The following is a 14,338-nucleotide window of genomic DNA, read 5'->3' as shown; positions in this document are numbered from 1 at the left end:
CTTGCATTTGTATTATTGTCAACATTATAAACAAATATAATTATTATCTAAGTTTTTATTATCTAATATTTTCTTTTCCCTATTTTGACAAGTAAATATTAATAGCTGTTTAAATTCATTTTTATATAAAACACTTAAAACATTTTTTACCCTCTCATCATCATATTGTACGAAGGCATCATCTAATATTATAGGGATCTCACTTTCATTATATAACATTTCAATAAAAGCTAATCTTAGTGATAAATAGAGTTGATCATTTGCGCCATTACTTAAAAGATCTCCTGGCAATAATAAATTTTCTTTATTCCTAACTTTTATTTCATAAGAGTCAGAAACCATAACTTCACTGTATTCATTCTTGCTAAACTCTTTAAAATAATTTAATACTTTTGAATTAAGCATAGGTCCAAAATTCGTTCTAGCTTCTCTAAAGGCTTCTTCTAAAGTTTCTATTGCAACTTCAGTAGCCTTTAGTCTTTTTTCTGATTTAGAAATTTGTGAAGAAACCTCTTCTATTTCTTCATCTATCGTAGACAAATCTCTCTTCCCTATAAACTTAGTATTTATTTCATTTTCTACATCCTTAATAGACTTTTCAAGTTCTATTAAATCATTTGATTTACTTTTTATCTGATTATCTATTTCTTCCTCAGATTCGTAAGAATAACTTATATCCTCATTTATAATTTCTTTAATCTCTTCCTTAATACCACCTATATCCTTATCTTTAGTTAATGCTTTGTAAGTTTCTTCTATAGATTCTAAGGACCTTTTTATGTCATCTCTTTGCAATATCTTATTTTTTATTTCCAATAGTTTTTCTTCTAAATTTTCTAAATTAATTTCCTTTAATCCTAAACTTTCTAACTTATCATTTAATCTATCCTCTCTAATTTTTATTTCCCTATCTAAACGTTCTACAGATTCTTTTTCCTTCTCAATCTCTATTTTTAAAGATAATACCTCTTTGCTAGATACTTCATATTTAGATATCATTTGAATTATTTCATTTATGTCATCAGTATTCGCTAATTCAAATATATAATTTAATTGGTGTAAATTTTCATTATATCTTTCTTTTACTTCTTCTATATTTATACTCTTTAATTGTATTTGTTTTTCACTTATTTTGGTTTTTTGTTTTTCTTCATATACTATAAAATCATCATAAGTTTTTAGTTTTTTTATAAAATCCTCATAATTTTTAGCATTTACTAAACCATTAAAAGAAAATAATTTTTCTTCTATACACGCTATTTCATTATGTAACTCTTCCATATTGTATATATTTCTTTTACTTGCTTCTACACCTTTTAAGTCTACAGATATTCTAAATAATTTGTTTCCGAAAAATATAGATATAACAATTAAAGGCAGTAATATTATTAAATTTACTTTAAAAAGCATTATTGATACTGTTAAAACTCCTATTGTAATAAAAAAAATAAGCCTATTAGATAATAATTTTTTCTCCATAGTCTTAATATCCGCTTCATTTATTGATAAAGATTTATTATTCTCCATTTTAAATTTTAGTTCTTTTAATTTTTCTTCATACTTTTTTAGTAAACTATCTATATCCTCTCGTACACCTTTGAATTTTATAATATCTCCTATAAATGCTTTCCTTTTATCCATTTCTAAATTTAATTTTTTGATATCATCATTTAGAGTTTCATAAGCACTTAATTTTTCTTTTAAAACTTCTTGTTCCATTGTGTTTCTTAAAATCTTTTCTTTTACGCTTGTATCTAGTTTTTCTACAAATAAAACATCTTTAAAAGAATCTCTTTTTCTATTATAGGCTTCTACAGACTCGTTAAGATTCTCATAACTTTGAGATTTTAAATCTAACAAACTTAAATAAAGAGAATTCTCTTCTTTTATATCGTTTAGAAATGATATATCAATTATATTCCCATTAGCTGAAATAGACTCTTCTATAAATCTTTCTTTTCGCTTTAACTCTTCACTTTTCTTTAAATATTCTGTAATCTCTTCATATTCTTTTTGTAACTTAATTTTCTTTTTATACTTTTTATAAATCTCTAAATTTTTAAGTTCTTTTCTCAAAAAGCTTCTTTTATCTTTTAAAACAATAATTTTCTCTTCATTATCTATATTTTGTTCTGCTAATTTACTTCTTTCATAACGCTCCTCTAATAAGTCTGAATATCTAGATCTTAATAAATCTAACTGTCCTGTTTTTCTAATTGTTACTAAAGATTTTTTTATAGACTCTAATCTTTCCATGGATTTTTGTATTGATATTTTTTCATTTCCGCTTCCTAAAAGATTTGCTGCTCTCTCCATTATTTCATCATCTTTATCTTTTGATACCCCTACTCCTAGCTGACTAATAAATAATGTTCTAGAAAATGTTGCTAAGTTAACATCTAAAAAATATTTTCCAGGCTCATTCTTAGAGATCCAATCTATTTTTTCACCTGTTAAAGCATCTAAAACTTCTGAAGTATCTTCTTTTTTAGATAATCCAAAACTTCTTTCTATTATATAAATCCTATTTAAGTGTTCTACATATAATTGGCCTTTTATTTTTTCTCCTGAAATTGGAGTAAACCTTAACCTATCATTATTTTTTATATATTTACTTCTTTTAGAATTCATTCCAAATAACCATATTTTTATAAAGTTTTGTATTGTACTTTTTCCTGCCTCATTACCACCATATATTATATTTATTCCATTTGAAAACTCAATTATTTTATTTGTTATTCCTGCAAAAGCTACTATATTAGCTTTTCTAATAATCATCTCTTCTCACCTCTTCCTCTGAAAGACATTGCATACCCAACTTAAGTGACATTTTTATAATTTCGCTTTCTTCATCATTTGATTGCTCTAACTTTTCTAATAGCTTTTTAACAAATAATCCTTTCACAGAAAAATCTTTTGAAATTTCACTATAGTCAACTTTTATTTCTGTTTTATCAATAACCTTTACAAAATAAAAATCATCTTTTATCTTATCTAATACTATTTCTTCTCTTAAATTAAAAGAGTCATCTAATTCTCCAGTTAATATAATTTTATATAAATTACTCTCTCTTTTATCTCTATCTATACTATCTAATATTACAGACTTAATTTCTTCATATCCAATAGAGTTAGTAATATCTATTTCCTCTACATAATAATTTCTCTTAGATGTTTTAATAAACTTCAAATCTACAGCACCTTTAGAAATACTACCTATAATTACTCCTTTATCTCCTAATTCATCAAATCCTCGTCCTTGAGGGCATCCTGAATAAGCATAACATGTATTTCTCTCTCTAAGTATTCCACTATAAGTATGTCTATGTCCTAAAGCTATATAATCAATATTAGATTCACCTATTTCCTTTAAAGTAATAGGATTATATTCATTTCCCTCTTCTACATTTGAAATATCTCCATGAATAAGTGCTATATTTATATAATCATTTTTAATTTGCACTCCTTCGATAAGACTTTTTTTTACATATTGGGAGTTAAATGCAGCTCCCCAAACTACTGTCTCCAGTTCTTCTATAAATATATTTTCTAATTTACCTTTAAATATATGAACATTCTTAGGCCATTCTATCATTTTATAAAAAGATTTTTCATTATATGGATCATGATTTCCTGGTGAAATAAATATTCGTATATTAGAGATTCTTTGTAATTGACTTTTTATAAAATTTAAAGTTTTCTTATTAACTGTAAAATTATCAAAAATATCTCCTGATAATAAAAATATATCTATATATTCCTTTTCACATATATCTATTATTCTTTTAAACACTTCTAATAGTTCTTCTTTGCTTACTAAAGCAAGACTATTACTTAATTCTTTAAATGGAGTATCAAAATGTAAATCTCCACATTGTAATATTTTCACTTCTTTCATAATATATCACCTTTATCGCGAACTTCTGTTCTAATTTTATCATAAATAATTTTTATATACAACGAAAAGAGAGATACTTTAAAAGTATCTCTCTTTTCATTTTTGAATGGTTGACATTACTTAAAACTTTGGTGGTATATCCATAACCGTTGTCCTATTAATTTAGTAATGTTGTCCTTATGGCTTATTTTAGTGAGCTTTCGTATTGTTCAACCATTCTTTTTACCATTTCGCCACCTACGGAACCACATTGTCTAGCTGTTAGGTCACCATTATAATCTGAAAATAGTATTCCTATTTCTGATGCTACCTCATTTTTAAATGCGTTCAATCCATTTTTTGCTTCTGGAACTAATGCTTTTGACATTTGCAATTCCTCCTTTGGCCTTAGGCTTTTTTGTAAACTAACATATTAAAAATTTCTTTTTAATGAGTTATTTTGTTTACACTATTATATTAACCTTTTTTTGTTTTTTGTATTCTAAGTAAAAGTTGGATATTTTGTTTTATATAAGTACAAACTATATTTAAAACTATACTTAAGGAGGTTTTAGATATATGATTTATTTTAAAAAGTTTGTCTGTACTAAACAATATAATTCAAAAATACTTAAAAATACACTTATAAGAATTTCTTTACTAATATTGCCCATTTGCTTATTTCCTACTTTTATTATAAGCTATGCTTCTACAGAACCAATACCTTTATCTACACCTTATCCATTTATTGCGGATAAATTCAATATTCTTGATACTCGTTCAAAAAATTCATTGCCTAATAGATTTAGAGATATTAAAGATTTAAATATTTCAGGTAGTGCTCAATTTGTTCCTAGTCAACTTGATGATATAAAAGAGGCTGTAGGAACAGATAATATTACTATTGTGGATTTAAGACAAGAATCTCATGGTTTTGTAGATGATACTGCTATAAGCTTTTATAGTCTATTTAAATTAATTAATAGCGGATTATCATCTAAGGAGACACTAAAATCTGAAAAAAAGGACCTTTCTTCTATAGCTAAAGAAGAATCATTAAATTTATATAGCAAATCTGGTGAATTCAAGAAAACTATTGAAGTAAAAAATGTTTTAAGTGAAGGTAAAGCTGTTAAAAACGCAAATCTTAATTACGTTCGCTTCGCTGTTAGAGATGCTAAAATACCTACACCTTCAACAGTAGATGATTTTATTGAATTTATTGTTAATCTAGATAGCAATGAACATCTACATTTTCATTGTCATCAAGGTCAAGGTAGAACCACAACTTTCATGGTTCTTTATCAAATGATGAAAAATAAAAATAAAATTCCATTAGAAGATATACTAAAAGAGCAAGTTACTAATGGTGGTGTAGTTCTTACAGATAATAAGTCTAGAGCAAAATTTCTAGAGTACTTTTATAACTATACTTTAGAAAATATGGATTCCAATTATAAAACCTCTTATTCTTCATGGCTTTCTTCTAATAAGCTTACAAATTAAAAATAAAAGAGATTCAAATCTCTTTTATTTTTAATTTAAATATTCTTATAAACTACTTCTAGTATCTTCTTCCTTTTCTATAACTTTTTCTTCTTTACTTTTAGCAATAATAATTACCGATATTAAAATTACCATTGTTCCTATTAGCATTGGAAATGTAAAACTTTCCTTAAAAAATAATACCCCTAAAATTATGCTTACTATTGGTTCAAAGGTAGCTAATATAGATGCCGATGTAGCTCCAATCTCCTCTATGGCTTTTAACAAAAAAATAATAGATGTAATTGTTGAAACTAATGATATTCCAATATATGATACAAATATTTCTGTGTTAATCGCTAAACTAAGTCTTTTAGTAAGTATAGCTAAAATAAGCATAGTTACACCTGAAAATATAGATATATAAAAAGTACTTATCTTATTATCTAAAGAAGATATATCCTCTAAACTTAAACCTATTATATTGGCTCCATAGGATACTCCTGAAATTAAAGCCAATGTTACTCCTAGAATGCTAATAGTTTTATTCTCAAAACCAACTAAAATAAACACACCTATAATAGATAAAATTAATGCTATTAATTTCATTTTACCTATTCTTTCTTTAAAGAATAGGTATCCTATAAGGCATACAACAGCTGGATATATAAAATGTACCGTTGTAGCAAGTCCTACACTTAAATAAGAATATGACATAAATAGAGTCTCACTTGTAATTGTATAACCAAAAACTCCTAGTACACATAAAATATAAAGTTGTTTTTTATTTATTTTAAAGTTTTGTCTTTTAATTTTAAAGTATATAAATAATGTTAGTGAGGCTAATAAAAATCTTACTGCTAAAACTGTCGTAGAATTTGAACCATTATTATATGCCAATTTCGCAAATATTGGCATGGCTCCAAATGCTACTGCTGATAGAATAGCATATATTACTCCCTTTGTTTTACTATTCACTATTTACTTCCTCCTTACAATTAAGTTTATAAAAAAAAGCAACGAGAATTAACTCGCTGCTTCTTATTATAACTAATTATTAACTTTAATACCAAATTTATTTTTTCTTTCTTCTTAAGAAAGCACCTGCCCCAGTTGCAATTGCTCCTAATATTCCTAAAACTGATATTCCAACCGCTGTACCTGTATTTGGAAGATTACCATTTGGCTTTTCTTCAGGCTTTCCTACATTTTCTTCTGGTGTTGGATTAGGATTTGGTGTTGGATTAGGATTTGGCGTTAGATTAGGATTTGGCGTTGGTTCTGGATTTGGTGTTGCTACCTCATTCTTAGGTATTTCTAATCCAGTTTGTGAAGTTGTTTTATTTGATGTTAATGTATTTTGGTACATTAAATAATATGCTGATGCTGACCAACTAAAATTTTTAGTATGCAATCCTTCACCTGTTTCAGGGTTATAATTTTCTCTTATAGGTCCATCTCCCATTAATCCTTCTGCATTATTAAACATCTTTTTAGACATTCTTTCAGCATCTTTTTCATATCCATAGTTTTGTAATGCTTCTATTCCATATAAAGCTTGATCTAGCCATACCGGTCCTCTCCAATATCTACTTGGTTCAAAACTTGGATTATCTTTTGATGCTGTTCCTAATGGAACAAAAGTATCAAACTTATTTGAATCAACCATATTTTTAACCACTTCATCTGCTTCCTCTTGAGTAACCATCTTGGCCCATAATGGAATCCATCCTTCTGGTCCCTTTCCTCTTTCTACTAATAAATCTTTTTGTGATCCATCTTCATTTATTTTTAAATCATAGAAAAAACCAGTTTCTTTATCATACATATATTGGCTAACATATTCTCTTACATTTTTAGCTTCTTCTTCATACTTTTTAGCATCACTTGTGTTCCCTAACACCTCAGCCATTGATTTTAAAAACCCTTTTTCTGCATAAAGATATGCATTTAAATCTACAGATTCTTGATTAATTGAATATCCTACAACTTTCCCTGTAGCATCTTTATTTTCAAATACATCTACACCCTTATCAACATCAAATCTTGGTGCATTATCCATTCCACTTTCCCAAGCTGCTGCTAATATAATTTCATCTTTACTATTATTAGCTTCATGTACCATTCCGCCATATTCTGCTATACCATTTTTATCATGATCTCTATTAGTATACCACCATTCGTGATATGCAACTAGCTTAGGATACATTTCTTGTAAAAAAGAAACATCTCCTGTAGCTTTATATACATTCCAAACTGCCCAAGCTGCTAATGCTGGTTTTGAATTTCTTTCATTCCAATTCCCTCCATCATCGCCTCTAGCACCATCTTTATTAAAGAATATAGCATCTATTATAGCTCCTGCATCTTGAGGTCTTAATTCATCCTCTTCTGTTATTTGATAATCGAATAACGCTCTTATATTATTTTTAGCAAGATTTCCATCAAACTTAGCTGTAGCTACTGCTTGTTTCCATGAATCCCATGCCCACATTCCTATAAACCATTTATATGACATAGAAGGAACAATACCATCATGCTTTATAGCACCTGCTGCACTTCTCCAGTTAGTTGTTAATGTTTCTATTGATTTTACTGCTACATTTTTATAATCCTTATCTGTTGTTTTTTCAACACTAGCAAAAGTTTTATCTAAATATCCTTGCCATCTTGAATTATTTCCCTCAAAATATTTATTCCCATTTACTAACATATTATTAATTTTTTCTTTTTCTGCTTCAAGTTCAGTATTTGTAAAAGTATAACTTTGAGTTGAATAAGTTTCAAAACTATTTCCTGGTTGTATTATTACATCATCTTTAAGTACACTTTTATAACTATTTCCATCAATAGAAGTTTCAATATTCTCTCCACCATACTCTACTGTAAACTTAGCTTCTTCTGTTGAGAAAAATCTCCAAGTATCTCTAATATTTGAGAAATTAACTTGTACACCTTTTGTAGTTTCTTCTATAGTTTGTCCTAAATTATAAACTGTGCCATTTTCTTTTTCTTTATAATTATTAAATATACTACCAGTCCACTCTAAATCTAAGTTTAATTCCTTGTCTGTTTTATTTTCTATGTTTGTTTTTATTAAAGCACTTCTATTGCTAGCAAAAATTAATTCTAATGTTAATTTAAAATCTTTAAGCTCATATACTTGCTCTAATCTTCCAGGATAATAATTAAAACTGCTTTTTACTTCTGAATCAGTTAAATCATATACTTTTCCTGTTCCTGCATCACTTACTGTAATTTTACTTATAGTGTCTGACATATTAATAGGATATTCTTCTCCTATTATTACTGGTCCCGCAAATCCACCATATAAATTAGTTGCTTCTTTTTCTGGTAAATAATATCCATGCCATGCTCCCATATCAGAAAAGTTATTATATCTATTTGTTGAGTATCCAGCATATAACTGATTAGTTGGTGCTGCCGTTATATTTAATACATTTGCAAAATCTGTTATTTTTGATCTACTATCTTGAGCTAAAACATTAATACTTCCTAAATTAGCAATTATTGCAACTGAAACTAATGAAGTTACAATAGATTTTTTTTCATTCTAAAAGCCATAATTAATCAACACTCCTTATATTTAAAATAATAACTATTTTTGTAGCGACAACTATAAAATAATTACAAACAAAAAAATACCTAAATCAAGATATGCTAGAAATACTAATAATAAAATCTCGATTTAGGTATTGCCTTCTTCAGTAACAATCCTAATATATTTGTAATCGTTTTTTTCTTAATCTTATTCTACTGTTTGTTAGTGAATAAATCAACGTTATAAATAATAACTTTTTATGAATACAACTTATTCTTTGTTAATATTCAACTTAAAATGATAATCTTTTATCTAATTAGGCCTTATTATTTAGACTTAATATAATCAGTAATCTAATTATTAACTAGTATTTTTTATTCATATTTTATTAATAATTTATTTTTTACTTTTTACTATATATTCTTCAAATCTATATTTTTGCCCTGTTGGATTAATTTTCTCCTTAGGGACTTCTTCTAAAAACATATTATATGGCCTTACATATAAACCACACTCTCCATATAAAGCTCTATATAAAACTAATTTTTCTTGCGTTTCTGAGTGAGTTACAAAATCCTCTAATAAATATAAATCACCTTTAAAGTGTCTGAATATTTTTCCTCTACTATTTAAAATATCTCTCATTTTCTATCTCCTTTTGTTTATATTAGTACACATAAAAATATAGCAATATAGTGTAATGCACTTCCTATCATAACAAATATATGCCATATTGCATGATTATAAGGCATTTTATCCAATCCAAAAAATATACATCCTAATGTATATGCTATACCTCCTATTACAACATAAAATAGAATATTAGCTGGAACAATATTTAAAACAGTTTTTATGTTAAATACTATAGCCCATCCCATAAAAATATAAATTATGGTTGATAATAACTCCATTTTACCTACCCATATAGCTTTAAATACTATTCCAATTATAGCCATAATCCATATAGTTATTAATATTATCATAGATGTCTTATCTTGATTCAATAATATAATTAATAATGGAGTATATGTTCCTGCTATTAGCAAATATATAGATGCATGATCTAATATTCTAAATACTTTTTTAGTAATTTTACCTGGTAATGAATGATATAATGTAGAATCTAAGTATAATATTATCAAACAAAAGCTATACACGGATGTTCCTAATATTTTGTAAGTATTTTGTGATTTTACCGCCAAAATTAATAAAAAAACAACTCCTACTACTGAAAGTATTGTTCCTATACCATGTGTTATTGCATTAGCTATTTCTTCACCCTTTGTATAAAAATTATATTCAATAATATTCTTATCTTTTTTCCCCATAATATATCCCCCTTAATTATACTTATTTTAAATATAATTCTTTCCATTAATAATTATATTATTCTATAATATAAAAAGGGAACGGCTTGGCTTACCATTCCCTTTATTCATATAATTAATTTTGATATTTGCACTCTTTATATTATTATACTTTAAATTTAAGGTGTTATAAAGCTAAATTTACCAAATAAATCTATTTAAATATAATCTTTATAATATATTTAACTCTCTATCTTTTTATGTATTTGTATTAAATTTTTATCTTTTGCTTGAACTAATTTATTTTCTTCAAAATATACAAACTCACCTCTAGGTAGATTTCTAAATATTACTGGTATTACTTTTGATTTTATTTTTTCTGCCATCAAATAATTAGGAAACTCTATTAACTTATCACCAACATCAACAATATCATTTTCCTTTACAAAAACATCAAAACCTTCACCTTTAAGTTTTACAGTATCTATTCCTATATGTATAAATACATCTAATCCATCTTCAGTTCTAATAGTAATTGAATGTTTAGTAGGAAGTATTGATATTATTTCCCCCTTTACTGGAGAAAATAATAAATTTTCTATTGGGTCTATAGCAAATCCATCTCCTATCAACTTCATAGAAAACACATCGTCCGGTACATTTTCTAATGCAATTAACTTTCCAGAAACAGGAATAAAAATTTTCATTCCAGTATCTATTCCCTTATTCATTATATTAACCTTTTTTTTAGGAATTTCTTTTAAAACTCTTCCCTCTATTACATCTTTAATTTGTTCCTTTATAATATCTGATTTTGGTCCAAATATTATTTGCAAGTTATTTCCTACTGTCATTATTCCAGCTGCTCCTAAGGATCTTAAATTTCCTTTTCGAACTTGACTTAAATCTAATACTGTTACTCTCAATCTAGTTACACAAGAATCTAAATATGTAACGTTAGATTTACCACCTAATGCACTTAAAATCTTGTTAGCTAATTCACTTCCTTGCAGATTTATATCTACACCAAACTCTTCTTCTTCTCTCCCTGGTGTTTCTAAATCTAGCTTTCTAATAATAAATCTAAATCCTATATAGTAAATTATAGAAAAAATAATTCCTACAATAATTACAAAATACCAAGGTGTTTTATTAGGAAAAACTCCAAAAATTAAAAAGTCTATAAGTCCTCCAGAAAAAGTTAAACCGATCTTTACGTTTAATAATTGCATTAACATAAATGAAAGCCCTGCAAAAATACAATGAATAGCAAATAATACGGGTGCTACAAAAATGAAAGTAAATTCTATTGGTTCTGTAATCCCTGTTAGAAATGAAGTTAATGCTGCTGAAAATAGTAATCCTGCAATAGCTTTTCTATTTTCTGAATAGGATTCATGATACATTGCTAAAGCCGCTGCTGGTAATCCAAACATCATAAAAGGAAATTTTCCAGTCATAAAAGTTCCAGCTGTAATAGTGACTCCATCTTTCAATTGTGCAAAAAATATTGTCTGATCGCCCATTATTACCTGTCCTGCTGCATTAGTATATTCCCCAAATTGATACCAAAAAGGATTATACCAAATATGATGTAACCCAAATGGAATTAAGGCTCTCTCAACCACTCCAAAAACAAATGCTGCTATAGTTTGATTTGCATATATTAAACTTCTTGAAAAATTTATTAATGAATATTGTATTGTTGGCCATATAAATGATAAAATCAATCCTATAACTAAACCTGACAAAGCTGTAACTATAGGAACAAATCTTTTTCCAGAAAAGAAGCCTAGAAACTCTGGTAGTTCAATATTGTAAAATTTATGATATAGATATGATGAAACAAGTCCTACTATTATTCCCCCAAATACTCCTGTTTGAAGAGTTGGTATTCCTAAAACGTATGCATAAATTGGGCTTTCAGAAACCATATCAGTTGAAATCCCACCGGCTATCCCCATGGTTACGTTTAAAATTAAAAAACCAACAATTGCTGCAAGACCTGCAACACCATCACCATCACATAATCCCACTGCCACACCTACTGCAAAAATTAATGGTAAGTTATTAAAAATAATATTTCCAGATGACTCCATTATTATTGCCATTGACCTTATCCAGTCCAAATTTAATATAGGAGCAGAATCCAAAAAATTCGGATTTTGTAATATTACTCCTAATCCTAATAATAATCCAGCTGCTGGTAATAATGCTACTGGTAACATTAAAGCTTTACCAATTCTCTGTAATCCTCCAAATATATTCTTTATTGACTCCCTCATATTAACTCCTTACTAAACTACAAAAAGGTGTTCTAAAGTTTTTTCTTTAGAACACCACTTATTTATTTCAAACTAGCTTACTCTCCTAAAATACCATTTATCTCATGTTTGTAAGCATCAGCTTTAGCACCAAATATTGCTTGAATTCCATTACCTACTTCAACAACTCCTGCTGCACCAAGCTTCTTTAATTCATCTTTATTTACGTTAGCTTTATCCTTAACTTCTACTCTTAATCTTGTTATACAAGCATCAACACTAACAATGTTTTCTTCTCCACCTAAAGCTGCTAATACTAATGGAGCTTTTTCAACTATTTCATTTGAACCATTACCATTTTTTGAAGCTTTTTCTTCTTTTGAACCGTTTAAGCCTTTTGCTTTTTGGTAATCTGCCTTACTGTAAAGTTTTGTTTCTTCTTCACTTTCATCTCTACCTGGAGTTTTTAAGTTAAACTTCTTAATCATAAATGTGAATAAGAAATAATAAACTACTGCGTAAACAAGTCCAACTAAAATTATCATATACCATCTTGTTGGCACTCCTGCACCTGCTGGAAGTAAACCAAATAATGCGAAATCAATAAATCCACCTGAGAAAGTCATACCTATGAATACTCTAAATATATCCATTAACATAAATGATAAACCTGCAAGTAAGCAATGAACTCCATATAATACTGGAGCAACAAATAAGAATGTAAATTCTAATGGTTCAGTAATACCTGTTAAGAATGATGTTACTGCTGCTGATACTAATAATGATCCAACAACCTTTTTCTTACTTGGAGCAGCTGTTTTATACATTGCAAATGCTGCTGCAGGTAATCCGAACATCATAAATGGGAATTTACCAGCCATAAATCTAGTAGTTCCTTGAACTATAGTACTCATTGTATCTGCTGAAGCACCTACTAAATCAGACATACTTGATAATTGAGCAAAATATGCAGTATTAGCACCAGCAATTGTTTGGAATGCTCCATTTATTAGCACTTGTCCTTCAACGAAAGAACCAAACCAGAATGGAGTATAGAATATATGGTGTAAACCAAATGGAATTAATGCTCTTTCAACAACACCATATAAGAATGTACCTATAAATCCTGCATCTCTAACAAAATTAGCTATTAAAGTTATACCATTTTGAACTATTGGCCATAAGAATGCTAAAATTGCACCTACAAGAGCCATAGCTAAAGCAGTAATTATTGGAACGAATCTTGATCCTGAAAAGAATCCTATTACTGGTGGTAATTGAATATTGTAATATTTATTATGTAATATTGCTGTAACAATACCTGTTATGATACCGCCAAAAACTGACATGTTTAAATTAAATATACCAACTGTTGTAGTTACATAAGTACCATAATCTCCTACATTATCTGGAGTTATCGTACCTAATTGAGTAGCACCTAATCCTAAAAGTGTTCCTATAACTTGGTTCATTACTATGAAACCAAATACTGCTGCTAAACCTGCTGTACCTTTATCTTTCTTAGCAAGCCCTACAGCAACACCTACTGCAAATAGTATTGGTAAGTTACCAAAAACTATATCTCCAACATTCTTCATTATTGTAAGAATCGCAGTAACTGCTGGAATAGAAACGAAAGCTATTAATGGTTGATATACTGCTGGTGCATCATTTAATCCTGCAATACCTAGTAATGCACCACCAACTCCTAGTAAAATACCTGCTATTGGAAGGGCTGCTATTGGAAGCATGATAGCCTTACCAATTCTTTGTAATTGTTGTAGCATTTTATAATTCCTCCTTAATTTATAAATAATAATATAAAAAAATAAAGACTTAAATT

General features: G+C 27.8%; 10 protein-coding genes. 1 reads left to right on the top strand and 9 read right to left on the bottom strand.

Annotated features, from left to right (window positions below; translation table 11 throughout):
- Window positions 1–24: 24 nt before the first annotated feature.
- The 3 genes from CP523_RS10520 to CP523_RS10510 all read right to left on the bottom strand — a co-directional run bounded on the left by CP523_RS10520 (window position 25) and on the right by CP523_RS10510 (window position 4,265).
- Window positions 25–2,778 carry an AAA family ATPase gene (locus CP523_RS10520; RefSeq protein WP_066674209.1) on the bottom strand — a complete coding sequence of 918 codons (2,754 nt, stop codon included), beginning with the start codon at window positions 2,776–2,778 and terminating at the stop codon, window positions 25–27.
- The gene (locus CP523_RS10515; RefSeq protein WP_066674210.1) at window positions 2,768–3,898 is read right to left on the bottom strand and encodes a metallophosphoesterase family protein; all 1,131 of its coding nucleotides are present in this window, start codon (window positions 3,896–3,898) and stop codon (window positions 2,768–2,770) included. Before CP523_RS10515 ends, CP523_RS10520 begins: the two co-directional genes overlap by 11 nt.
- 184 nt (window positions 3,899–4,082) lie before the next feature.
- A complete protein-coding gene (locus tag CP523_RS10510) occupies window positions 4,083–4,265 on the bottom strand; it encodes an alpha/beta-type small acid-soluble spore protein (protein WP_066674211.1) in 183 nt (60 codons plus the stop codon).
- Window positions 4,266–4,456: 191 nt separating this feature from the next.
- On the opposite strand from CP523_RS10510, the gene CP523_RS10505 reads away from it, so the two are divergent.
- On the top strand, window positions 4,457–5,383 hold the full coding sequence (locus CP523_RS10505; RefSeq protein WP_066674213.1) for a phosphatase domain-containing putative toxin: 927 nt from the start codon (window positions 4,457–4,459) through the stop codon (window positions 5,381–5,383).
- A gap of 45 nt (window positions 5,384–5,428) precedes the next feature.
- Here the strand turns inward: CP523_RS10505 and CP523_RS10500 are convergent, their stop codons facing one another.
- From CP523_RS10500 to CP523_RS10475, 6 genes are all read right to left on the bottom strand, one after another.
- Complete coding sequence (locus tag CP523_RS10500; RefSeq protein WP_227909531.1) at window positions 5,429–6,340, bottom strand: DMT family transporter; 912 nt, start codon at window positions 6,338–6,340, stop codon at window positions 5,429–5,431.
- Window positions 6,341–6,437: 97 nt separating this feature from the next.
- Window positions 6,438–8,873 (bottom strand): MGH1-like glycoside hydrolase domain-containing protein, encoded by a 2,436-nt coding sequence (locus CP523_RS10495; protein ID WP_341466920.1) that lies wholly within the window; start codon window positions 8,871–8,873, stop codon window positions 6,438–6,440.
- Between the two features lie 447 nt (window positions 8,874–9,320).
- On the bottom strand, window positions 9,321–9,569 hold the full coding sequence (locus CP523_RS10490) for a DUF1653 domain-containing protein (RefSeq protein ID WP_066674216.1): 249 nt from the start codon (window positions 9,567–9,569) through the stop codon (window positions 9,321–9,323).
- A gap of 17 nt (window positions 9,570–9,586) precedes the next feature.
- Entirely contained in the window at window positions 9,587–10,252 is a 666-nt protein-coding gene (gene trhA / locus CP523_RS10485) for a PAQR family membrane homeostasis protein TrhA (protein ID WP_066674218.1), read from the bottom strand.
- Between the two features lie 221 nt (window positions 10,253–10,473).
- The gene (ptsG, locus tag CP523_RS10480) at window positions 10,474–12,516 is read right to left on the bottom strand and encodes a glucose-specific PTS transporter subunit IIBC (RefSeq protein WP_162925976.1); all 2,043 of its coding nucleotides are present in this window, start codon (window positions 12,514–12,516) and stop codon (window positions 10,474–10,476) included.
- A gap of 77 nt (window positions 12,517–12,593) precedes the next feature.
- Entirely contained in the window at window positions 12,594–14,282 is a 1,689-nt protein-coding gene (locus CP523_RS10475) for a PTS transporter subunit EIIC (protein ID WP_120140841.1), read from the bottom strand.
- Window positions 14,283–14,338: the final 56 nt, after the last annotated feature.

Origin of the sequence: Clostridium septicum (assembly GCF_003606265.1) — a bacterium.
Taxonomy (GTDB): Bacteria; Bacillota; Clostridia; order Clostridiales; family Clostridiaceae; genus Clostridium; species Clostridium septicum.
This window is presented reverse-complemented; position numbering and strand designations above follow the sequence as displayed.

Excerpts from the sequence above, each read along its gene's own strand:
- CP523_RS10515 (WP_066674210.1), bottom strand. The coding sequence starts at position 3,898 with ATGAAAGAAGTGAAAATATTACAATGTGGAGATTTACATTTTGATACT.
- CP523_RS10505 (WP_066674213.1), top strand. The coding sequence starts at position 4,457 with ATGATTTATTTTAAAAAGTTTGTCTGTACTAAACAATATAATTCAAAA.
- CP523_RS10510 (WP_066674211.1), bottom strand. The coding sequence starts at position 4,265 with ATGTCAAAAGCATTAGTTCCAGAAGCAAAAAATGGATTGAACGCATTT.
- CP523_RS10520 (WP_066674209.1), bottom strand. The coding sequence starts at position 2,778 with ATGATTATTAGAAAAGCTAATATAGTAGCTTTTGCAGGAATAACAAAT.
- ptsG (WP_162925976.1), bottom strand. The coding sequence starts at position 12,516 with ATGAGGGAGTCAATAAAGAATATATTTGGAGGATTACAGAGAATTGGT.
- CP523_RS10490 (WP_066674216.1), bottom strand. The coding sequence starts at position 9,569 with ATGAGAGATATTTTAAATAGTAGAGGAAAAATATTCAGACACTTTAAA.
- trhA (WP_066674218.1), bottom strand. The coding sequence starts at position 10,252 with ATGGGGAAAAAAGATAAGAATATTATTGAATATAATTTTTATACAAAG.
- CP523_RS10475 (WP_120140841.1), bottom strand. The coding sequence starts at position 14,282 with ATGCTACAACAATTACAAAGAATTGGTAAGGCTATCATGCTTCCAATA.